Here is a 23,566-nt window from a genome sequence, read left to right as displayed (position 1 = left end):
CAGTTTCTTTAACTACTTGACGACGTTAAACTTACCCGATTCAACCAGGTTACCCTGACGGTCCCTTAACTGGAAGATATACACTCCGCTATAATAAGCGCCCAGGTCCAGTGGGGTCTTTCCACTTATGTTTTTTACCTGATCTACTCTTTTACCCAGGAAGTTAAAAACAATAAGATCATATATCTGTTCGTTATTGTTCTGTAATTCGAAATAGATCCTGGTAGTAGCCGGGTTAGGATATAACTTCACAATCTTACTCGCAGTCCCTTCAAAAGGAGACGACGTCTTGGCACTAAATTGCGCCTTCCCGGTCAGGGTAAGGAGACAAATAAAGCAAGTAAGTAAAAGTGTAAAGGTTTTCCACATATATGCAAAGATAAAATTTTTTTCAAATATAAATAGTTTATTTCATGATAGGGATCGCCTTGGCGATCCTTTTTTGTGGAAATACATCCTATGTAAAAATAACAAATGGCAAGCCAAAAAGAAAGGCTTGCCATCACTTTTTTGAAAAAATTAACGCTTCCGCTGAAATTTTATTGCAGGCTGGTTAAAGTCGATTTAATTGCCTCAAAATCAGGTAGATCGCTGGCGGTGTCAAGCACCTGCGCATATCTTATTACACCGTCCTTATCAACTACAAAGGCTGAACGCTTGGAAACGCCTTTCAGGTCCAGCACAAAAGTCTCATAAAAGGAACCGTAAGCCTGTGAAGCCTCCTTGTTAAAGTCAGACAGCAGGGGGAAATTCAGCTGCTGATCAGCCTTGAACTTACCCAGGGTAAAGGGAGAATCCACAGAAATACCAACTACCGCTGTGTTCAGTCCATTATATATGGCCAGGCTATCCCTTACACTGCACAGTTCAGTAGTGCAGGTACCGGTAAATGCCATCGGAAAAAATAAGATCACCAGGTTCTGACCCTTGAAATCTTCCAGAGCTACCTTCTGCTTTTCGGTATTTACCAGCGAAAAAGCAGGCGCTTTTGTACCAACTGTTATGCTCATCTGTTATTCTTGTTTTAATGTGAGGCATAAAGATAGAAAATGGAAGGCAGAAAAAACGCTTCCACCACAGGCGGAAGCGTTACTATTATAAGTCCGGGAAAGCCCGGGTCAGAATCTTGGACAGTGTATGCTTTCCAGTGTGCTGTTGCGGCTGTTCAGGAATCCTTTGAATACCAGCGATACTTCAAAGCCTCCAAAGGTCTGGCTGGCCGTTCTCAGCTTGGAAATATTGGCGTCGTAAGTGAAGCCTACCTCATATGTTTCCATATCCAGACGGAAAGAAGGTATAATGGCATCCTTATAACGCATGAACAAACCGCCGTAAAAAGCACGGCTGCTTTCCAGCCCGTCCTTATACAGGCTGTATCCTATCAGCGCCCCACCTATGTACTCAGAATAAGCGCCCATGTGCAGCTGGTTGTATTGACCAATTATCCTTACCCGGTCATCCATTGGTATGGTGATACCGGCATTAAAGGTAAGCTTGGGGTCCATAGTGATGGTCTTATCATTATAGAACGATATCCTGGGCCGGGTAAAGTGATACAATGCGGCGCCTATGAAGTAATTCACATCTTCTCCGATAGTGCTGTTAAAGCTGAGGCCCGCACCGGCATCCAGGTAAGTATATCCCCTCAGGGCCAGCTTGCCTTCCTCTCCGCTGGCCGTGGTAGGGTCAAAACGGCCGCCTGTATACTGGTTATTGAAAGTAAGCTTTGACGGATCAAACTGCCGCTGTACCAGGCCTCCCATGAAACCTACGGAAAGGAACATGTTCTTATCCTGGCTGAGCGATTTATGATAGTTGATAGCCGGTAATACCTGCACCGACTGAAGCTTGGCAGTACCAGCCCTGTCATATGTAAATTGAATACCTGTTGTCACAAAATCTTCGCTCCTTCCCACAGGGAACTTAAGTTCCGCACTCACCGTTCCTGTCTGGTAAGGAATGGTAACACTGTTCCACTGGTTCCTGTACACTGCCTGTACACGGTAATCTCCGTTAAAAATACCTATCAGTGCAGGGTTACGCAGAATAGGAGTTTCATAGAACTGCGACAGGTGAATATCCTGGGCGTTCAGGTTAAATGCGCTGCATACGCAAAGTGCCAATAACAAATTTCTACAATTCATTCTCATGCTGGCAGTTTTAAATAGTATATGGTCATTTTTTATGTGGTATATGGCTTAATGTTGTTAAGGTGTGACATTACCTTAACAACATTACATTTCCTTTAATAGTGAATGCTTCGTTGGTATCGCAGATCAGTTCAATTATGTAGATAAATACATCCGGGTTGACCAGCTGACCGTTCTGTTTACCATCCCAGCCATACAGCGGATCTTCTATTCCAAAGTTGGTCCTTTCAAATACCTGTTGGCCCCAGCGGTTAAATATCCTGAATGATTTAACTGATTTAACACCCTTGCCCCTGATGTAGAAGATATCATTCTGTCCGTCGCCATTCGGTGTAAATGTATTCGGCAGGAACGTTGAACCGGATTCACATATCATCGTGATGGTGATATCATCCATGTTCTTACAGCCAAAGTCATTACTTACAGTAACATGATAAGTGATAGATTGTTTTGGAGATGCCGTTGGCCTCAAACAATCTATACAGCTCAGTCCTGTTGCGGGCGACCATTCAATATCAGTAATATCGCTGCTGCCGGTGGCCGGAAGTACAATGCTGGTGCCTACACCCAGCTGCATGTCTTCACCTGCATTGATCTGAGGCAGCGCATGAACGGTTACAGTAGCGGTCTTCGTATCGGTAAAGCAGGCGTCACTGCCGCTACCTGTTACGGTATAAGTAGTAGTAGAATCCGGGAACGCCAGAGGATTGGCAGTAGTAGCGCTGCTCAGACCTGTAGCGGGCGACCACTGGTAGTTAACAGCTCCACTGGCATGCAGCTGTATCGACTGGCCGGCGCACACTTCAGCATCACTTACCTGTACAGTGAATGGTTGCGATACCCGCACTATCACATCAGCCTGAGAAGCACAACCTGCACTGTTTGTTGCCGTTACATGGTAAGTAGTATCTACTGTAGGATTCACTACCGGGCTGATACTGTTAGGGTCAGAAATGTTATAGTTGGTCCACGCTACCTGTACGCCGGCGTCTGTATTGGCCTGCAACTGCAGGGAATTGCCAAGACAGATACCTGAACTGTCAGGAGACGGATCAAGTGTCGGATAAGCCACTGCATCTGCATATTTCAGGTCCGTACTCTTACAGTTACCGCTTGCAGAAGTAATGGTGAGCTGTACAGGATAGCTGCTTGCCTGGCTGAAAGTAACAGGAGGCGGCGTTACAGTATTGTACAGCTGGTTGTTGACAGACCATAACCATTGCGTACCCGGCAGGTTCCTGTTATCACGGCCCTGTAACTGTATGGTTGAACCCGTACAGAAAGGATTGATAGCTACTATCTCTGCTGCCGGCGTGGCTTCTATTTCAATGTTCAGGGTAGTATCATGGTTACAGCCATAGTCTGTGGTAGATCTCAGCGTTACAGTGTAAGTACCTGGGGTGTTGTACACAAAGTTGGCACTGGCGCCGCTACCTACATCATCTGTACGGCCGGTTATGCCAAAGTCCCAGGTATAAGTCGGTACATTACCCAGATCATTGGAAACACCGGTGGATGTAGCAGCAAAATAAACAGTACCACCATCGCAGGCCTGTGTCAGATCGGCAGTGAACTGACCTTTTATCTTATCTGCTACCACAGTAGGTGTACCTGCAGCAGCTACACGGCAACCACGGGAATCTTCCAGCAGTACTACCGGATAGTAGGCGCCTTCACGCTGATAGGTGTAAGAAGGAGAATTAGGAGTGGTAGTGGTAACAGAGTAACCATCCCCAAAGTCCCAGATATATTTTACAACAGCATTCAGAGAGGTAGCGCTCATACTGGTTGTCAACGGCCAGCAGCCTGTTTGCGGCGTTACAGTGAAAGAACCGTCCGGACCGGCTATGAACAGGTTTTGCGGACCTGCAGGAGCACTTGGACAACCACCTTCTGAGAATACGGTCAGCGTAACAGGGAAAGTACCAGGCCTGATATAGTTATGCAGCGGATTGTCTTCTGAAGATGTGCTTCCGTCACCGAAATCCCACGCGGAACTTACAAAGTCTGTAGAGCTGTTGGTGAACTGTACTTTTATCGGCGGACAGATATCTGCTGCAATAGGCGGATAACTGAAGTTGGCCACCGGGTTAGGTACCCTTATAAAGTTTGTGATCTCTGCGTGTGAAGTACAACCGGTGCTTCCGGTAATATCCAGCGTTACAGTGTAGTTGCCGGCAGTAGTATAAGTATGTGCCGGAGACTGGTCTGTACTTGTGCCGCCATCGCCAAACGTCCAGGCATAGGTAAGAGGTTCAGTCACAGAAGTGTTATTGAACTGGAACGGCTGGTTCAGACAGGCAATGTTGCCGTTAGCGCCAAAGCTGGCTACTATATTGGCAATATGCACCACGTCTGTAAAGCTGTTTTCACAGCCCGTATTATCCCTTACGGTGAGTTTTACAGGGAAGTCATTGAAAGTGGTATAAGTATGGGTGATGCTGGCCGGAAGTGAACCATTGTACACTACCGGGGCGCTGCCATCACCAAAATCCCATGTCCAGGAAACTATAGTGTTGCCCGCACGTGTAGTGGAATTGTCTGTGAAGGTGATCTGCTCATCTTTACACTGACGTGCAGCAATGGTAAAGTTAGCGTCAGAACCGTTCACAGTTATTGTCAGCGGATCAGAAACATGCTGGCAACCATACATATCCGTTGTTGTTGCAATAGCATTGTAGATACCTGCTGTTGTATAAGTGTAAGAGGCAGAAGAGCCGGTAGCTGTATTGCCATCGCCAAATGCCCATACAAAAGACGGGTACTCTGTTGCGCTCAGCGGGTCAGAAGTAAAGGCAACAGGATTATCGCGGCATATGGTGGCTGGTGTAGCATAGATAACCGGTTTGGTATCCAGCACTCTTACTATCTGAGTAGTGGTAGAGGTACAGCTGCCATTATCTACAGTGAGCGTGACAGTATAAGTGCCTCCGGCAGTATAAGTATGTGTGGGTGATTGTTGGTTGGAGGTGACACCATCCCCGAAATTCCAATTCCACATCTGTGTAGGACTGGCCCCGAAATCAGAGTTATCTGTGAATACACGCCTGTACAAATTGGCACAATCTACAGTGCCTATTGTAAACCGGGCCTGTGGAGGGAAGGTCTCAACATAATCTGACTTGGTCAGGGTGGTGGTACATCCGTTATTGTTGATGGTCAGCGTTACATCCTGCTGACCAACTGAACCAAATGTTACTGTAGGGTTCTGCGTGGTAGCGGTAGTGGTAACGCCGGTTGGTCCGCGGAAGCTCCAGAGCCAGGTCATACCCGCCACCTGGGGAGTGGAAAGGTCTGTAAAGTTGAACGGAGTAGACTGGCATCCTGTTGTCTTGTCAACCGTGAAGTCCACACTGACCGGGGTTCCCACCCTTACAGTTTGCTGGAAAGTACGTGTACAACCTGTCCGTGTAGTAACGGTCAGGCGTACAATGAATGTTCCTGCCCTGGTAAAAGTATAAGTAGGTACCTGCTGTGTGGAGGTGCCGCCATCGCCGAAGTCCCATGCAAAAGATACGAACGGGTCGGCAGATACGCCGGAAGGCCGGTAAGTAGCAGTCATAGGCACACAACCTGCAAGCGGACCGGTAAACGCCAGTGTAGGCATTTTCACCAGGTAAACCACGGTATGTGTATCAACACAACCCTGGGCGTTGGTAGCTGTCAGGAATATATTGTAGGCACGTTCTGCAGTATACCTGTGAGTAGGATTTTGTCCGGTAGAAGTTCCGCCATCGCCAAAGTTCCATGCCCAGGACGTAGCGCCGCTGCCTGTATAAGTAACGGTGGCGTCTGTCGGGATCCGGCAGGCCGGAATGGGCTGAACGGTGAAAGTGGCAGTTGGCTTATCATTGATATGAAAGGTGCGGGTAACGGTAGCCTCACAACCATCCTGTGTAATAGACCTGAGCGTTACAGAGTAATCGCCCGCAGCCGGGAAGGATTTTACCGCATCTACCGTATTCTGTACCGTGCCATCAGAGAATGTCCAGGTGGCAGATACAGGAGCTGGCTGTGTAGTGTTCTGAAAGGTCAGGTTAGCGCCCGCACACGCACTCTGCTGTATAGTGAAGTCTGCCTGAAGAGTAGACGCGATTACTATATAATTGTTTTGTGTTACAGTATGAGTACACCCGTCTGCAGTGGTGGCTGTAAGCCGTACCGGAAAACTACCCATACTGGTATAGGTATGGGATGGATGCATATCTGAACTGGTAGTACCGTCTCCGAAATCCCACTGGTAGTTTACGGCAGTGGTAACAGAAGTGTTCAGGGTTGTGGTATTGGTAAAGTTCACTGTAAGCGGGGCCTTACATCCCCCCTGCACATTGCTGGTAAAGGAAGCTACCGGGGTAGCATTCACCCTGATGTTCTGTCCGCCGCTGCCTATACAACCAAAGCTGTTGGTTACTATGGAAGTAGCAGTGATGTTGCCTCCTGCTGTGTATGTATGGGAAGCCGTGGCGCCAGTGCTGCCGTTACCATCGCCAAAATCCCAGTTAATGCTGGTAATAGTACCATCTCCGGCAGATGACTGGTCCTGGAAGTTTACCACCAGGGGAGTACAACCCGTAATAGGGGTGGTCGAGAACCTTACATCCGGTTTGTTATATACGCGGACAGTATGTGTTACAGAACGGGACGTTCCACTGGGATAAGTAACTGTCAGTGTAACGTTAAATGTGCCCGGCCGGTTGAAAGAACGGGTGGCATTCCATAGGGTGGAATTGGCCCCGCCATCTCCGAAGTCCCATACGGCAGATCCGCCGGTGGTAGACTGGTTGGTGAACTGTACATAGGCTGTGCCGCAACCACTCCAGTTATCTGCAGTAAAGTCAACGGTTTGCGCCTGCGCGTTTGCTCCGCACAGAATAATGATCATCAGAATCCCTGGTAGAGTATACCAGTACTTAGGAAATTGGCGTAGATATCGGTGTTCCATTTTCGGATATGGCTAGGCCTGTTTTATCGGTCTAGCATAGGTTTGAGAAATATAGAATGAATAATCAAAAAGTATTTTTAATATTTGGCGTCTCGTTTACTTAACGTATTATGTTTAACAACAGTTTAGAGGTTATAGCAAAATCACACAAAAAATATTTCCAGAATGCCAATATGAAAGTACAAAAATTTAAATTATATAAGATTTTTTTCCTATTTTTTATACTGACAGGTAGCCCGTTAGCGGGATTTTCCCAGCAAATAGATGCTACTAGTTTCAGGAATGCCATTGCACAGGATAGTATACAGGTTTTCGATGTGCGTACAGCGGCTGAGTTCAATACAGGCCACCTGGACAAAGCATTACAGGCCGACTTTACCAATAAGGCCCAATTCCAGGAAAGAGTAAAATACCTGGACGCACAACGGCCGGTCTATATTTACTGCCTCAGTGGCGGACGTAGTACTGCTGCCGCCCGCTGGATGAGAGAAAACGGTTTTAAGGAAGTAGTGGAAATGAAAGGAGGGATCAATGCCTGGAAACAGGCGGGACTTCCGCTGGCCGGAGCTGTCAGCCTGCCGCAAATGAGTGTGGATACGTTCAGTCTGGCTATCAGGAAAGGACAGGTACTGGTAGATGTAGGCGCCGCCTGGTGCCCTCCCTGCCGTAAAATGGAACCCGTATTACAGGCATACCTTGATACTCATAAAGATGTAAAATTGCTGAAGGTTGATGGCGGAAGGGACCAGCAGGTCATGCAGTCCATAAAAGCCACTTCCCTGCCAACCTTCATACTCTATGAAGACGGAAGGGAAGTGTGGAGGAAAGAAGGAGTATCTGAAACCTTATAGACCATAGATCTCCCCGAACTTCTGCGTGGCATAGTCCAGGAAGTATTTGAAATCCAGTGGTTTACCGGTTATTTTTTCACACAGTTCATTTGACGTGTAGTAGCGCCCGTGGCGGTGTACCTGGTTGCGCAGCCATTCCAGGAGGGTGCGGTATTCTCCTTTGGCTATCTGTTCTGAGAGCCCCGGTACCTGCTGCTGTGCAGTGGTAAAGAACTGCGCAGCATAGAAACTGCCCAGGGAGTAGGTGGGGAAATAGCCAAAGCTGCCGTGCGACCAATGAATATCCTGCAGCACGCCCTGGGTATCAGAAGGTACCTGCACATGCAGGTATTCCCTGTAGTATTGATTCCATACCTCTCTCAGGTCTTTGGTACTATAAACGCCTTCCAGTAACCCTTTCTCTATCTCATACCGTATCATGACATGGAAGTGATAGGTCAGCTCATCGGCTTCTGTACGGATCAGGGACGGCTGTACCTGGTTAATGGCCTTATAGAAGTCATTCAGGCTCACTATTTTAAGATTGTCAGGAAACAGTTCCTGTAACCGGGGATAGTGATGCTGCCAGAAGGAAAGGCTGCGGCCTACATTGTTTTCCCAAAGGCGGGACTGTGACTCATGTATACCAAGGCTGGCGGCTTCTCCGGAAGGAAGGCCGTAGGCTTCTGCAGGCAGCCCCTGCTCATACAGCGCATGCCCGCCCTCATGTATACAGCTCCAGGTCATGTTGCCGAAGTCATTTTCGTCTATACGGGTAGTAACACGTACGTCCTGCGGACTGAAGCTCGTGGTGAAAGGATGTTCGGAAATATCCTGTCTGCCCGCGCCCATATCATATCCCATTGCTTTCAGCAGGTCAATGCCGAAAGCCCATTGTTTATCACGGTTATAGTGAAGGTGGAGGAAGTCTTTCCTGACCTGCGTTCTCTGTTCAATGCTGCGCAGCAGGGGTGTGAGGGCGTTTTTTACATCACTGAAGATAGTGTCCAGCATGGTAGTGGTGGCGCCTTTTTCATACTCGTTCAGCAATGCGTTGTAGGGATGCCCGGTATATCCCAGCAGGTCTGCCTCCTGTTTCTTCAGGTCTACCATCCTGGACAGGACCGGTTCAAAAACAGCATAATTGCCTTCCTTGCGGGCGTTGATCCAGGCATGGTAGCATTCATTGGTGGTTTTGGACAGTTCTGCCACAAAGAGGGCAGGGTATTTTTTATTTTTCTGGTAATCTTCAAGAGATAATGCAACGTTCTTTGCCGCTATCGGGTCAAGGTCTGTACGGCTGTTCAGGTCTTCCAGCAGATCGCCCAGCGCCGGGGCTATGAAAAGCTCATGTGCAATGGTGCTGAGAGTGGTGATCTGCTGCCCCCGGAAAGCAGCGCCTTTGTCAGGAAGGTAGGTTTCCTGATCCCAGCCCAGTACGGCTATCGCGTTACGTACATCGGCTATCTGCTGCATTTTGGAGGTATACTCGCGGTAAGCGTCTTTGGTGGGTAGTGTCTGGGCCATGCTGATGATTTTGTGCAAATATAGGTCTCCTCCCAGGATACTTTACAGATGCTACCTCTTTCAGGTATGTTTGAAGCATATTTCAAGCATGTCTAAAGCATGTTTAGTGTATGTATTGCGGTAGCACTTTTGCCCCACGTGGCTCCATCAGAATTTGTTTGATTTAAAATTTCGGCAGAACTTACCGTCCTTATGAAGATCAGGGAAATCATCAATACTATAGCTGCCTTCGCGCCGCTGCAATACCAGGAAAGCTATGACAATGCCGGGTTGATATTCGGGAACGCTGACTGGGAAGCCACCGGCGTATTACTGACGCTGGATGCCACAGAAGCGGTGATAGAAGAGGCTATTGCCCGGAACTGCAACCTGGTGGTGGCCCATCATCCCATTGTATTTGGCGGGCTCAAAAAGATCAATGGCAGCAATTACGTGGAGCGGGTAGCCATAAAAGCTATCAAGCACGATATTGCCGTTTATGCCGCCCACACCAACCTGGATAATGTAAGGAACGGCGTGAGTGACATGATGGCAAAACGCCTGGACCTGGTAAATTGCCGGGTGCTGGACCCTAAAAAGGACCTGCTCAGGAAGCTGTATACCTTTGTACCCCGGGCAGATGCAGAAAAATTGCGGACCGCTTTATTTGCAGCCGGCGCCGGACATATTGGCGGTTACAGTGAATGCAGTTTTAACGGAGAGGGAACAGGTACCTTTAGGGCCGGAGACAGCGCCAATCCTTACGTAGGGCAGATCGGACAGCGCCATACCGAGGAAGAAACAAAGCTGGAAGTGATCTTCCCTGCAAACCTGGAACAAAATGTGCTGAAGGCATTACTGGAAAACCACCCTTATGAAGAGGTGGCGCATGATATTGTGAAGCTGGAGAATACTTATCAGCAGGTAGGTTCAGGCCTGGTAGGCCAGCTGAAAGAGCCAATGGAAGAGGAAGCCTTCCTCCGCCTGGTAAAAGAACAGTTCAGAACAGGATGTGTGAGGTATACGCCGTTAAGAGGAAAGCCGGTAAAGACGGTAGCCTTGTGCGGAGGGGCCGGCAGCTTCCTGCTGAAGAAGGCCAGGGCGGCAGGGGCAGATGCGTACATTTCTGCCGACTTTAAGTATCATGAATTTTTTGATGCTGAAAATCAATTAATTATAGCAGATGTGGGACATTTCGAGAGTGAACAGTTTACGGTTGAATTATTTTATCATATATTGACCGAAAAATTTCCTAATTTTGCGCCTCTTAAATCTACAATTCATACAAATCCGGTAAATTACTTATAAAAACATACATGGCTACTGTAAAAGAATACTCCGTAGAAGAAAAATTGGCGTCTGTGCTTAGGCTACAGAAGATGGACTCCAGGCTGGATGAGATCCAGGTGTTGAAGGGGGAGTTGCCGATGGAAGTAAAGGACCTGGAAGATGAGATTGAGGGATTGAACACCCGTCTGTCTCATATTGAGGATGAAATTCGCGGCATCCAGGACTTTATTGCCAATAAGAAAGCGGCAATTAAAGAGTCAGAGGCCCTGATGAAGAAGTACGAGAAGCAACAGGATAACGTTAAGAATAGTCGTGAGTTTGAGGCAATCACCAAAGAACTTGAAATGCAGTCCCTGGAAATCAAACTGGCGGAAAAGCATATCAAGGATGCCAACGATGAGGTAAAAGATAAAAGCCGCATCCTGGAATCAGCCAAAAAGACCATTTCAGACAAAGAATCCAACCTGAAACATAAGAAAGGTGAGCTGGAAAAGATCATCGCTGAGACTGAGAAAGAAGAAAAAGCTTTCCGCAAGCAGAGCGATGAAGCCCGTACCAAGGTAGAAGCCCGCCTGCTGGCAGCTTACGAAAAGATCCGTAAGAACTACCGTAACGGTCTGGCCGTAGTAACCGTTTCCCGCGATTCCTGCGGTGGTTGCTTCAACGCCATTCCTCCTCAGCGTCAGGCAGAGATCCGTCAGCGTAAAAAGATCATCGTTTGCGAACACTGCGGACGTATCCTGGTGGATAATGATCTCGAAGCTACTGTTACCATCTGATAGAGCTATTTAATTTATTTACTATATGTAGAGAGTCCCGGCTTTTCTGGCCGGGACTTTTATGTTCATAAGGCAGGGCTTGAAAGTTTGGTTTGGAATTTGGTTGTTAGGCCCGGAGTTAATCAATAAGCTATATTTTATTTCCATGCGCATATTATTCCTGCTGGGTATCCTTTTAAGTGTAAATGTTGGGGTTGCAGCCCGGCAGAAAGTATATGATTTTAACCCAAAATGCCGTCAGGCCTATGAAGCCATTATGGCGCTCCGGCTGGACCAGGGAGTTGCCCTGCTGGAAGAGGAAAAAAAGCAGCATCCGGACAACCTGATGCCCTACTTCCTGGAGAACTATGCAGACTTTTTCACCCTTTTCTTTAACGAAGATCCCGCCCTGTACGCACAGAAAAAATGGCAGAGGGCAGACCGCCTGGCCAGGATGGAACAGGGCCCTTCCAACTCACCGTATTATCTCTTTACCCAGGCCGCCATCCGTTTCCAGTGGGGCATGATAAGAGTGAAGTTCAGCGAACGCTGGGACGCTGTATGGGAAATACGCAAAGCTTACCAGCAGCTGAAAGATAACCAGAAGAAATTCCCCAACTTCCTTCCCAACAATATGCTGGCGGGCGCCATGCAAACCGTTTTCGGCACCATCCCGGAAGGATACCGCTGGATCTCCAACACACTCGGCATGAAAGGAGGCATCAGACAGGGCATGCAGCAGGTACAGCAGGTTATAGACAGCAATGATGAAACTGCCCGGATATTCAAATGGGAAGCCTGCTATTATTACTGCTACCTGAAACTTTTCATAGAAAATAAACCGGAAGATGTCTGGGGCTTCATCCAGAAGTACCAGATGGATACAAAGAATAACTATCTTTTTGCCCTGATGGTGGCCAATATTGCCATGAATAACCAGAAGGCCACACTGGGCATTAAAGTGCTGACAGAACGTAATGACAGCGCCCAGTATGAAGAGATCTATTACGTTTATTACCTGATGGGCAATCTTAAGTTATGCCGCCAGGACGAAGATGCCAATGTTTACCTGCAGAAATTTGTAGAACGCTTCAAAGGCAAATTCTACCTGAAAGAAGCGCTCCAGCGGTTAAGCTGGTATTACTATCTCCATAACAACATGGACATGGCTAATAAATACCGCAAAATGATCGAGACAAAGGGTAATACAGAAACGGATGCAGACAAGCAGGCGCTGAAAGACGCGAAGAGCGGCAGATGGCCGCATCCGCTGATGCTGAAAGCCCGTTTACTGAGTGATGGCGGATATTTTACAGAAGCGCTGAAACTGCTGCAAACAAAAAAAGCAGCTGATTTTGCGCTCATGGAAGAGAAACTGGAATATGCTTACCGCCTGGGCAGGATCTATGATGAAATGGGACAGGACGATAATGCCCTGACCATGTATGAAGTGACTGTGAGAACAGGCGCTAACAGACCTGAATATTTTGCCGCCAGGGCTTCCCTGCAAATGGGGTATATTTACGAGAAACGTAATGATAAAGAAAAGGCCCGGAAATGTTACCAGACATGCCTGGACATGAAAGGGCACGATTATAAGAACTCGCTTGACCAGCGCGCCAAAGCCGGTATACAAAGGCTGAACGGAGGCTGATCTTTCCGGTACGCAGATACATTACGTAACGCCCGTATTAATTTGCGGAATAATCTAATGTGATATATTCGTATTTCTAACACTCCTTATGCTACAGAAACTAATTATCAGGAACTACGCGATCATTGATCATCTTGAAGTAGATTTTTCCGGAAACCTGAATGTAATAACAGGGGAAACAGGTGCAGGTAAATCTATTATCCTGGGAGCATTGTCATTAATATTGGGAGAGCGGGCAGATCCCGCCGTGTTGTTCGATAAGCAGGCCAAATGCGTCATAGAAGGCTTCTTCAAAGTAAAGAGATCGCTGGTGGCAGCCTTTTTCCAGGAACATGAGCTGGACCTGGAAGACCAGGTGCTGATACGCCGGGAAATAAGCGCCGCAGGCAAATCACGCGCATTCATCAACGATACTCCTGTAAACCTTACCCAGCTGGGTGAGCTCAGTCATTTCCTGGTAGACCTGCACCAGCAGTTCGATACGCTTGAACTGGGCGAATCAGACTTTCAGCGCGAAGTGCTGGATGCTTTGGTGAACCAGCCCTCGCAGATACAACAGTACCAGCAGCAATACCAGCGTTATGTACAGGTACAGCGGCAGCTGAAACAGCTGCAGGACCAGCGTGACAGCGCCAATAAAGAACTGGACTATAATAAATTCCTGCTGGACGAGCTGAGTGAGGCTGCCTTTGCGCCTAACGAGATAGAAGAGCTGGATGAAGAGCTGAAAGTGCTCAGCCATGCAGAAGAGATCAGGAACACCCTGAGCCGTGTATACTTTCAGCTCAAAGAAGATGAGCAACCTATCCTGCAACAGCTGAAACAGATACAGTCTTCCGTTCAGGGACTGACAGCATTTCATAAAGATGCGCCGGCCATAGCAGAAAGATTACAGTCTGCCTATGTGGAACTGCAGGACATTACAGGAGATATAGGCCATATGAATGACCAGGTACAGTTTGACGGGGCCAGGATAGAGATCGTGAATGAACGGCTGTCCCTCGGGTATAAACTATTCAAGAAACACAGTGTGCAGACCACGGCAGAACTGCTGCAGATACAGGAAAAGCTGGCCGGTAGCATTGAAGGGGTATTGAACCTGGATGAGCAGCTGGCAGCGCTGGAAAAAGAGCAGGGAGAGCTGGAACAGGCCCTCCGTGCCCAGGCTGAGGTGATCACCGGGGCAAGGGTGAAAGAAGCAGCTCCTTTCGAGAAGTCTGTGAACAGCCTGCTGGCACAGGTAGGTATGCCTAATGCACAGCTGAAAGCTGCCATTACCCAGGGTGAGCTGAACGCTTACGGGCAGGATACAATAGAATTCCTTTTTGACGCCAATAAGAGCGGGCATTTTGCGCCGGTGGGCAAAGTAGCTTCCGGTGGTGAGCTGAGCAGGTTGATGTTGTGTATAAAATCACTGGTGGCGCAGTCCGTTGCACTGCCTACCCTCATCTTTGATGAGATAGATACCGGTATTTCCGGAGAAGCGGCCCGGCAGGTAGGCTTTATCATGGAAGGAATGGCGCGTGGCCACCAGATCATCTGTATCACGCACCAGCCACAGATAGCCGGTAAAGCCGATGCTCACTATTTTGTATTTAAAGATGCAAGCGAAGGTAAAGTAACCACTAACGTGAGACTGCTGAGCAGGGAAGAGCGTATCAACAAAATAGCCCAGATGATGAGCGGAGAGAAGCCTACTGCCGCTGCATTGGAAAACGCAAGGGAGTTAGTTAAATAAAGATTTTAAACTTTAAGCCGCACGCAGCTTTTCAATTAATCTTTTTTTTTCAACTATAACAGCTATTTTTGCCGAAATTAATTTGAACCCAATGGCTCATAACTTATTAAAAGGAAAGAAAGGTATCATATTTGGTGCATTGGACGAAAAGTCTATTGCCTGGAGCACTGCATTACGTTGTGTGGAAGAAGGGGCTGAAATAGTGCTTACCAATGCTCCTATTGCCTTACGTATGGGAGAGATCAATAAACTGGCTGAATTGTGCAAAGCTCCTGTAATACCTGCTGATGTGACCAATATGGATGATCTGAAGAACCTTTTCACTAAATCCATGGAGCATTTTGGCGGCAAAATAGATTTTGTTCTCCACTCTGTGGGTATGAGCATCAATATGCGCAAAGGCAAATCCTATACAGACCTGGATTACGATTTTTCCCACAAAACATTCGATATTTCAGCAATGTCCCTGCACCGTGTATTGCAGACCGCTTACCAGCTGGACGCGCTGAATGAATGGGCTTCTGTAGTAGCCCTCACATACATTGCCGCACAGCGTGTATTCCCTGATTATAGTGAAATGGCTGATGCCAAATCCATGCTGGAATCAATATCCCGCAGCTTCGGTTTCCATTATGGCCTGAAGAATAAAGTACGTGTAAACACTATCTCCCAGTCTCCAACCAAAACCACTGCTGGTGGCGGCGTAAAAGGCTTCGATGGCTTTATCTCGTACGCAGAGAAAATGAGCCCGCTGGGAAATGCTACAGCACAGCAATGCGCTGATTATTGCGTGGTAATGTTCTCTGACATGACCAGGATGGTAACCATGCAGAACCTCTTCCATGACGGCGGTTTCTCCTTCACAGGTGTTTCTGCAGCCGTGATAGAGCAGATGGAAAAATAACAACAGAGATAAGATAATGAACGCCGTAAAAAAGTCATTTTTTACGGCGTTTTCTTTTGTGGATAATAAAAAAGCCGTTACCCCTATGGGAACGGCTAATTCTTTGTTGGGATCAAGTCAGAGACGTAAATACCCCATAGCTATGAAGGAAATTGAAACCAATTCATTCTAAGCATAGGAATATACTTGAGGCAACAATAATGGAAAATAATCCGCTGGTTAATATTCGTCTTCGTTAAAGAAGAAGTCGTCTTGTGACGGATAATCAGACCAGATATCTTCTATGCCCTCATAGATCTCACCTTCGTCTTCCAGTTCCTGCAGGTTCTCTATCACTTCAATCGGTGCACCGGAACGGATAGCATAATCTATTAATTCGTCTTTCGTAGCTGGCCATGGAGCATCCTCCAGGTATGAAGCTAATTCTAAGGTCCAGTACATGTTATTGAAATTTTTACTTTCTGAATTTTCGCAAAAGTATTATTTAATTTGAAATAAACAACTATTACTATTTTAACGGTTAATTACTTTCTTTGGATATGCTAACCGCACGCAATCTTACCAAAAATTATTCCAACTTACATGTCCTGAAAGGAGTAAGTGTTTCCGTTTCAGCCGGGGAGATCGTTACTATTGTAGGATCTTCAGGGGCTGGAAAGAGTACCTTACTGCATCTGCTGGGTACCCTGGACACACCGACCTCAGGCGAAGTATGGCTGAACGATGTCAATCTGACGCTCCTGAAAGGAAATGCTTTGGCAGATTTCCGGAACAGGCACATGGGTTTCATTTTCCAGTTCCATCACCTGTTGCCTGAATTTTCTGCCCTGGAGAATGTATGTATTCCCGGGTTTATTGCGGGTGTAAAAAAGTCAGCCGTAAAAGAACGGGCAGCTTTCCTGCTGGAAACCCTCGGGCTGGGCAACCGTAAAGACCATAAACCTAATGAGCTGTCTGGCGGAGAGCAGCAGCGTGTGGCTGTGGCCAGAGCGCTGATCAATACGCCGGATATAGTGATGGCAGACGAGCCTACAGGCAACCTTGACTCTAAGAATGCCCGGGAGCTGCATCAGCTGTTCATTGAACTGAGGGATAAGTTCAGACAGACCTTTATCATCGTAACGCATAATGAAGAGCTGGCGCCGTTGAGCGACAGGCAGCTGGTTATGAAGGACGGAAGGATGGTAGGGCAGGAGATAGATGACCTGCCGCTGATAATAGGTAAATAACCTTATTTCCTCGGCTTCCACGCAATTTCCGGCACATTCAGCTGATGTCCTATCCAACGGGATAATACAAACAGGTAATCGCTCAACCGGTTCATGTACTGCAATACCAGCGGGTCTATGAACTGGTTCTGCTCCTGTAGCCCCACGCAGAGGCGCTCTGCCCTGCGGCATACACACCTTGCCACATGACAGGTAGATACGGCCACATGGCCTCCCGGAAGAATGAAAGCTTTCATTTCCGGAAGTATATCGTTCATTTTATCAATATTATTTTCAAGTAATGTCACATCCGCAGGAAGGAGATCGGGAATGTGCATTTTAGTATCCTTTTCCGGGTCACAGGCCAGAGATGCGCCTATGGTGAACAGGCGGTCCTGTATTTCCCGCAGCAGGGCAATGGTGGCCTTATCTTCCAGGTAATCGCTCACCAGGCCAATATAAGAGTTCAGTTCATCTACAGTGCCATAGGCGTCTATGCGAAGATCGCTCTTGGGTACTTTGGTACCGCCAATAAGGGCCGTCTTGCCTTTATCGCCTGTTTTGGTGTAGATCCTGAATGCCATTTATGAATTTGATTTTACATGTTCTGCTACCAGTTCTTCATTGAGCCTGTCTGATTCTATCAGGCCATCCCGCAGGCGCACCACACGGCGGGCATGCGCAGCAATATCTTCTTCATGGGTAACCAGTACAACGGTATTGCCGGAAGCATGGATACTGCCAAAGATCTCCATGATCTCTACAGAGGTTTTGGTATCCAGGTTACCGGTAGGCTCATCTGCCAGGATGAGGGACGGATCGTTTACCAGGGCGCGGGCAATGGCCACACGCTGACACTGACCGCCGGAAAGCTCGTTGGGCTTATGCTTGTAACGTTGCCCCAGGCCTACCTTTTCCAGCATGAACCGGGCTTTGTCTTCCCTCTCTTTTTTATTGATCCCTGCATAGATCAGGGGTACGGCCACATTCTCCAGCGCAGTAAGGCGGGGCATCAGGTTGAACTGCTGGAATACAAACCCTATCTCCTTGTTACGTACTCTTGCCAGTGCGTCATCTTCCATCTTGCTTACGTCATGACCACTCAGGATATACTTTCCATGAGTAGGGGTATCAAGACAACCCAGCATGTTCATAAGGGTGGATTTGCCGGAACCGGAAGGCCCCATCAGGGCTACATATTCATTCTTGAAGATATCAAGGTTAATACCTTTCAGTACAGGCAGCTCATTTTTACCAATGAAGTAGCTTTTGCGGATTTCTTCCAGATGGATGACAGAATGTGGGCGCATAGATCTATAGGATTACAAGATTTATTTCCTGATAACTTTAGGTACTTTGAAATACTGCTCGTTGGCATCAGGGGCATTCAGCAGGCCTTCTTCCCGGGAGATGGAAGGAATGACCCTGTCTTCTCTCAGTACATTGCTGTCTGCCGTCATGTGCAGTAAAGGTTTTACGTTTGTTGTGTCCAGCTCATTGAGTTTCTCCACGAAAGTGATCATTTTCTGGAGGTCTCCTTTGATTTCCGTTTTCTCCTGCTCGCTGAATTCAAGTCTTGCAAGGTCTGCCAGCTGTTGTACCAGCGTCTCATTCACTTCCATAAGTCAAATTAGATGAAAAGATAATGAATATTTGTCATGGTTTGGGGATAAAGTTACAAAACGCAATCGTCAATTTGCTTTTTTAGCTGACTTCAGGGGTGCCTGTCTATAGACTTTTTCTTATTTTGCACCCCATTATGGCTACTACAAAAGAGATAGTGGTGAGCGGCATCCGCTCCACCGGATACTTACACCTCGGAAATTATTTTGGCGCTATCCGCAACTATATCAGGATGCAGGAAGCATTTAACTGTTATTTTTTTGTGGCAGACTGGCATTCCCTTACCACGCATCCCGATCCTAAAGATCTGAGAGGCAATGTTTACAGGGTACTGGCAGAAAATATAGCCTCCGGACTGGACCCTGAAAAAGTAGCGTTGTACGTACAGAGTGACATCCCGGAAATAGCAGAATTATATCTTCTACTCAATATGCTGGCTTATAAGGGGGAACTGGAAAAAGTGCCCACCTTCAAGGATAAGGTACGTATGCAGCCTGAAAATGTGAATGCAGGCCTGCTTACTTACCCCGTGCTCATGAGTGCCGATATCCTGGTTCACCGTGCCGTAAAAGTACCGGTAGGAAAAGACCAGGAACAACACCTGGAAATGGCGCGCAACTATGCACAGCGTTTCAACGCCCGTTACGGAGACCTGTTCCCTGAACCGGTAGCTTTCAACTTCGGGGATAACCTGGTGAAAATACCAAGCCTGGACGGTAAAGGAAAAATGAGTAAGAGCGAGAACGAAATGGCCACCCTTTACCTGGCAGACAGTGATGACCGCATCAGGGAAAAACTGAAGAAGGCAAAAACAGACAGCGGGCCCGCAGAAGACGGCGCCCCCATGCCTGAAACAATAGAGAACCTGTTCCTGTTAATGCAGCAGGTGTCAGCACCCGATGTGATCAAACATTACCAGGATACCTACCAGGACAGAACTATCCGTTACGGAGATATGAAAAAGCAGCTGGGTGAGGACATGGTGAACTTTATTGCCCCCATACGTGAGAAGGCGCTTGCCCTGCAACAGGACCAGGCATACCTGAACCGCATTATGAAGGTTGGTGCAGAGAAAGCCCGTGAAAGTGCGGCACAGACTTTGCAACAAGCGAGAAAACTCATCGGAATTAACTACTACTGATATTTCCTTTGCTATACCCTGCCGGCAGCAAGTTTTTTATATTGATAGCCAAATAATTTGTAAATTATAGGTTGTCATTTATCGCTTGCTGCCGTTTAGGGAGAGCAGGAAATGATCGGTGACCCCCTGAAATATCATGGCAAAACAAAGCAAGATCAAACATATCGCAATCGCCGGAAACATCGGAGCTGGAAAAACCACACTTACTGAACTGCTTGCAAGGCATTATAAATGGATGCCTCAGTTTGAAGATGTAGAACATAATCCCTACCTGAACGATTTTTATGAAGATATGCCGCGATGGTCGTTCAACCTCCAGGTATACTTCCTGCACGGAAGGCTGAAACAACTGCTGGAAATCCACAACGGAAACAGCATTGTGATCCAGGACCGTACCATCTACGAGGATGCGCACATCTTTGCGCCTAACCTGTATGAAATGGGACTGATGACCAAACGGGACTTTGATAATTATTTCAATTTCTTTGAAACATTAAAGTCTATGGTGAAACCTCCGGACCTGCTCATATACCTGAAAGCATCAGTGCCTACACTGGTTGCACAGATACAGAAGAGAGGAAGGGAGTATGAAGAGAATATCAGGCTGGATTACCTGAAACGGTTAAATGAATATTACAATAACTGGATCGAGAAATATACAGAAGGTCCGTTACTGATCATCGATATCGATAAGAATAAGTTCCCGGAAAGTGAAGAAGATCTGGGAGAGATCATCTCAAAGATAGATTCACAGCTATACGGATTGTTCTAGCAAATAGCTTTTAACCGGCCGCAGGCCGGTTATCTGTCCCTCTCAAAAAGAACGCTTTTGCCTTCGGCAAAAGCGTTCTTTTTGAGTAATTTCTCTGCGTTATACATCAAAAATAATCAACCCCGAATCAAAAAATCTTCCTAATATTGCGACCTAGTCATGTGAAAATTTTCGTTTGTTAACCAGTTGACCTTTTCATTTCCAATGAAAAAATTACTCATCACCATTGTTTGCTCAATGTGTACAGTTGTTATTTGTGCACAACTAGCCTGGCTTTCCACAGGAAAACAACCATTACCCGGCGCATACAGCCGCAACTTCCATCAGCTGTTTTCAATTCTCCAGCAACAGGCGGGACTGGCATATATTCCGGCTGTTACAGCAGGAGTAGCATCAGAACAACGCTTCATGCTGAAAGCGCTCAGCACTCATACCGCAGCACTGGCAATACCCGCCATGAACGGTGGTTTCGGCCTTACGCTGCAACAGGCCGGTTACAGGGAATACCGGCAGCAATCAGTGGGCGCTGGATATGGCCGCAAACTTGGCAACAGGTTCAGCCTGGGTATGCAGATAGATTATCTGTCAGTAAAGATACCAGGCTATACAACTGCCGGCACCATTACTTTCGAGTCAGGCTGCCTCCTGCATATTACTTCACAGCTACATGCAGGCATACACCTTTTCAACCCCGTAGGCCGTAAACTGGAAAATGAAGTATTGCCGGTTATCTATACCGCCGGACTGGGGTATGAAGTATCTCCTGAATTTTTGCTGAGCATTGTATTGAAGCAGCACAGCAATGTACCTCCTTCTACAGCCGTAATGTGCGAATACAGGCCGGTAAAGCAGCTTTTACTCAGATCAGGTATCTCTTCAGATCCTCAGTTTACCAACATGGCAGCGGGGGTATTGCTGCGGCGTTTATACCTTTCTGTTACAGGATCTCATCATCCGCAGTTAGGCATCACACCTGAAATAACTATCACATGGCAGGTAAAGGAATAATACTTTCCCTGCTTATCTGCTGCCATATACACACCTTCGCCCAACTGCCCGCTGCTACGGAAGAACAGCTGGAAAACCGCGCTGCGCAAAGAGAAGAAGATACGGAAGATGATATGCAGGAACAACAGCGTGAAATAACCGTCAAACATAAGATATCCCTTAATGCGGCAGATGCAGGTATGCTACGTTCACTGGGTATCTTGTCTTCATTGCAGATCAGTAATTTTCTTTCATACCGGCAACAGATGGGAAAGCTGCTCAGTATCTATGAACTGCAGGCAGTACCGGGTTTTGATGAGGAAACTATCAGGAAGCTGCTGCCGCATGTGCAGACAGGCAATGATCTTACACCTCATTACAGCTGGTATGATTACCTGCACAAAGGAGCGCACACACTATTGCTGCGTTATGGCCGGCAGCCGGAAAAGAGTACGGAATATATGACGACAGACAGTACGCCTGCACATTACCTGGGAAGCCCGGACAGGTATATGCTGCGTTACCGCTACCAGCTGCCCGGTTACATCAGCTGGGGAGCAGTAGCGGAAAAAGATGCAGGAGAGAAAGGAATGGATTTTCTCAGCGCACATCTTTTTATCAGGAACTACAAATGCATAAAGGCATTTGCAATGGGCGATTTTACGGTGAATATGGGACAGGGACTGCTGAACTGGCAATCGCTTGCTTTTGGCAAAGGACCGGCTGTAATGCAGGTAAAACGTGAAGGAGAACTGTTACGTCCATATGCATCGTCAGGAGAGTTCCTTTTTTACAGGGGAACAGGCATCACACTACAGAAGGGAAACTGGCAGGGTACTGCTTTTATTTCATGGCGGCAGCTGGACGGCAATATTACCAACAGCAGCGGGTATCACCGCTCTGCTGCTGAAATAGAGAAACGTCATAGCTTAACACAATTAACTACCGGAGGTAATATCACCTATGAAAAACCACTCTGGCATATTTCCTTTAACATGATCAGGCAGCAGTATTCCACACCGGTAGGCGGCAGGGCGGCTCCCTATAATATGTTTGCGTTTGCCGGAAAGCAGCTGGCTGCTGTCAGCATGGATTATTCATTCACCTGGAGAAACCTGCATTGCTTTGGTGAGAGTGCGGTAAGTGATAACGGGCAGCCCGGCCTGTTGCACGGCATACTGGCAGGTGTATGCAGGAATGCAGACCTGGTGATATTGTACCGTTATTACAGCAGGGGTTATCAGTCTGTATATGCTGATGCCTGGGGAGAATATTACAAACCTGCAAATGAAAGCGGCCTATATACCGGCGTCAGTATAAAACTGAGCAGACAACTGAAACTGGATGCCTATAGTGATGTGTTCCGTTTCCCATGGGTACAGTACAGGCTTCCATCGCCCGGAGGAGGAAGAGAGGTACTGGCCGCATTGACGTATACACCGGATAAGCAGACGGAAGTTTTTATCAGGTACATATCTTCTCAGAAACAACAACAGGCAGCCGGAGAACAATACTTTATAAAACCCGGCATAACTGTAAAGAAGCAAAGCTGGCGCTGCCAGGTAAAGCTGCAGGCCACTAAGAGCATCGCGTTAAAGAGCAGGGTAGAGGTAACTCCACAGGGCTCTGTGCTGTTCCAGGAAGTCCTGTATACCCCGGTTAAACCGGCTGTACAATGTCATATCAGGTACACAGGGTACGTGACGGGGGGAACAGAGAACGGGCTGTATACTATTACCAGGGGAGTATTGTATGAATATGCCGTATCCCGTTTATCAGGGTCCGGACGGCAGTACCAGGCAGCTATGAGGTGGAAGGTCAGGCATGGTCTAACTGTTTGGATCAGGTATCAGCTGACTGAAAATGAGGATGTAAGTAAAAAAAGTTTAGTCATATGCCAGCTACAGTACTTATTCCAGGGAAGTTATAGAGAGTTACGTATGTTAAATTTTAGATAGTATAGCGCTGGGAGATATGGCTTATACATATGATGTTTTTTTGTTCTCTTAAAAAAAGGTTAAATTTTTCTTGTTCGTGAACAAAAAAAAACTCTAAATTGTGCT

The 23,566-nt window shown here is 47.2% G+C and carries 20 protein-coding genes; 11 read left to right on the top strand and 9 right to left on the bottom strand.

The window, feature by feature from the left end; translation table 11 throughout:
* Positions 1-12: 12 nt before the first annotated feature.
* The 4 genes from GO493_RS21175 to GO493_RS21160 all read right to left on the bottom strand — a co-directional run bounded on the left by GO493_RS21175 (position 13) and on the right by GO493_RS21160 (position 7,032).
* Positions 13-369, bottom strand: coding sequence for a T9SS type A sorting domain-containing protein (locus tag GO493_RS21175; RefSeq protein ID WP_157308232.1), 357 nt, complete (start codon positions 367-369; stop codon positions 13-15).
* A 170-nt stretch (positions 370-539) separates the two neighbouring features.
* Positions 540-1,010, bottom strand: coding sequence for a redoxin domain-containing protein (locus tag GO493_RS21170; protein ID WP_157308231.1), 471 nt, complete (start codon positions 1,008-1,010; stop codon positions 540-542).
* A 108-nt stretch (positions 1,011-1,118) separates the two neighbouring features.
* The gene (locus GO493_RS21165) at positions 1,119-2,144 is read right to left on the bottom strand and encodes a PorP/SprF family type IX secretion system membrane protein (protein ID WP_157308230.1); all 1,026 of its coding nucleotides are present in this window, start codon (positions 2,142-2,144) and stop codon (positions 1,119-1,121) included.
* Positions 2,145-2,220: 76 nt separating this feature from the next.
* On the bottom strand, positions 2,221-7,032 hold the full coding sequence (locus GO493_RS21160) for a PKD domain-containing protein (RefSeq protein WP_198315789.1): 4,812 nt from the start codon (positions 7,030-7,032) through the stop codon (positions 2,221-2,223).
* Between the two features lie 233 nt (positions 7,033-7,265).
* Between GO493_RS21160 and GO493_RS21155 the strand changes: the two genes are divergently transcribed.
* Positions 7,266-7,943 carry a rhodanese-like domain-containing protein gene (locus GO493_RS21155; protein ID WP_198315788.1) on the top strand — a complete coding sequence of 226 codons (678 nt, stop codon included), beginning with the start codon at positions 7,266-7,268 and terminating at the stop codon, positions 7,941-7,943.
* Here GO493_RS21155 and GO493_RS21150 read toward each other — a convergent pair.
* A complete protein-coding gene (locus tag GO493_RS21150) occupies positions 7,938-9,449 on the bottom strand; it encodes a carboxypeptidase M32 (RefSeq protein ID WP_157308227.1) in 1,512 nt (503 codons plus the stop codon). The two genes, GO493_RS21155 and GO493_RS21150, sit on opposite strands and share 6 nt — an antisense overlap.
* Before the next feature lie 192 nt (positions 9,450-9,641).
* On the opposite strand from GO493_RS21150, the gene GO493_RS21145 reads away from it, so the two are divergent.
* From GO493_RS21145 to GO493_RS21125, 5 genes are all read left to right on the top strand, one after another.
* On the top strand, positions 9,642-10,736 hold the full coding sequence (locus GO493_RS21145; protein WP_157308226.1) for a Nif3-like dinuclear metal center hexameric protein: 1,095 nt from the start codon (positions 9,642-9,644) through the stop codon (positions 10,734-10,736).
* 8 nt (positions 10,737-10,744) lie between these two features.
* Positions 10,745-11,497 (top strand): zinc ribbon domain-containing protein, encoded by a 753-nt coding sequence (locus tag GO493_RS21140; protein WP_157308225.1) that lies wholly within the window; start codon positions 10,745-10,747, stop codon positions 11,495-11,497.
* Between the two features lie 145 nt (positions 11,498-11,642).
* Positions 11,643-13,130, top strand: a complete 1,488-nt coding sequence (locus tag GO493_RS21135; protein WP_198315787.1) for a tetratricopeptide repeat protein — start codon at positions 11,643-11,645, stop codon at positions 13,128-13,130.
* Between the two features lie 88 nt (positions 13,131-13,218).
* A complete protein-coding gene (recN, locus tag GO493_RS21130) occupies positions 13,219-14,868 on the top strand; it encodes a DNA repair protein RecN (RefSeq protein WP_157308223.1) in 1,650 nt (549 codons plus the stop codon).
* 91 nt (positions 14,869-14,959) lie between these two features.
* Positions 14,960-15,772: an enoyl-ACP reductase FabI gene (locus GO493_RS21125; protein ID WP_157308222.1), complete on the top strand. Its 813-nt coding sequence runs from the start codon at positions 14,960-14,962 to the stop codon at positions 15,770-15,772.
* 219 nt (positions 15,773-15,991) lie between these two features.
* Here GO493_RS21125 and GO493_RS21120 read toward each other — a convergent pair whose 3' ends face one another.
* Positions 15,992-16,213, bottom strand: a complete 222-nt coding sequence (locus GO493_RS21120; protein WP_012794455.1) for a DUF2795 domain-containing protein — start codon at positions 16,211-16,213, stop codon at positions 15,992-15,994.
* A gap of 98 nt (positions 16,214-16,311) precedes the next feature.
* On the opposite strand from GO493_RS21120, the gene GO493_RS21115 reads away from it, so the two are divergent.
* Positions 16,312-17,001 (top strand): ABC transporter ATP-binding protein, encoded by a 690-nt coding sequence (locus GO493_RS21115; protein WP_157308221.1) that lies wholly within the window; start codon positions 16,312-16,314, stop codon positions 16,999-17,001.
* A 2-nt stretch (positions 17,002-17,003) separates the two neighbouring features.
* Here GO493_RS21115 and GO493_RS21110 read toward each other — a convergent pair whose 3' ends face one another.
* Genes GO493_RS21110 through gatC form a run of 3 tightly spaced genes read right to left on the bottom strand, consistent with a single transcriptional unit; the run spans position 17,004 to position 18,602 of the window.
* Complete coding sequence (locus GO493_RS21110; protein WP_157308220.1) at positions 17,004-17,564, bottom strand: cob(I)yrinic acid a,c-diamide adenosyltransferase; 561 nt, start codon at positions 17,562-17,564, stop codon at positions 17,004-17,006.
* A complete protein-coding gene (locus GO493_RS21105) occupies positions 17,565-18,290 on the bottom strand; it encodes an ABC transporter ATP-binding protein (RefSeq protein ID WP_157308219.1) in 726 nt (241 codons plus the stop codon).
* Positions 18,291-18,311: 21 nt separating this feature from the next.
* The gene (gene gatC, locus GO493_RS21100; RefSeq protein WP_157308218.1) at positions 18,312-18,602 is read right to left on the bottom strand and encodes an Asp-tRNA(Asn)/Glu-tRNA(Gln) amidotransferase subunit GatC; all 291 of its coding nucleotides are present in this window, start codon (positions 18,600-18,602) and stop codon (positions 18,312-18,314) included.
* Positions 18,603-18,739: 137 nt separating this feature from the next.
* On the opposite strand from gatC, the gene trpS reads away from it, so the two are divergent.
* From trpS to GO493_RS21080, 4 genes are all read left to right on the top strand, one after another.
* On the top strand, positions 18,740-19,744 hold the full coding sequence (trpS, locus tag GO493_RS21095) for a tryptophan--tRNA ligase (protein ID WP_157308217.1): 1,005 nt from the start codon (positions 18,740-18,742) through the stop codon (positions 19,742-19,744).
* A gap of 136 nt (positions 19,745-19,880) precedes the next feature.
* Positions 19,881-20,516, top strand: coding sequence for a deoxynucleoside kinase (locus GO493_RS21090; protein WP_157308216.1), 636 nt, complete (start codon positions 19,881-19,883; stop codon positions 20,514-20,516).
* A 204-nt stretch (positions 20,517-20,720) separates the two neighbouring features.
* Positions 20,721-21,524, top strand: a complete 804-nt coding sequence (locus tag GO493_RS21085; protein ID WP_157308215.1) for a hypothetical protein — start codon at positions 20,721-20,723, stop codon at positions 21,522-21,524.
* Positions 21,506-23,461 (top strand): ComEA family DNA-binding protein, encoded by a 1,956-nt coding sequence (locus GO493_RS21080; RefSeq protein ID WP_157308214.1) that lies wholly within the window; start codon positions 21,506-21,508, stop codon positions 23,459-23,461. Before GO493_RS21085 ends, GO493_RS21080 begins: the two co-directional genes overlap by 19 nt.
* Positions 23,462-23,566 lie beyond the last annotated feature (105 nt).

The organism is Chitinophaga tropicalis (assembly GCF_009758205.1).
GTDB classification, from domain to species: domain Bacteria; phylum Bacteroidota; class Bacteroidia; order Chitinophagales; family Chitinophagaceae; genus Chitinophaga; species Chitinophaga tropicalis.
The sequence above is the reverse complement of the archived record's forward strand: the minus strand, read 5'-3'. Positions and strand labels throughout refer to the sequence as shown.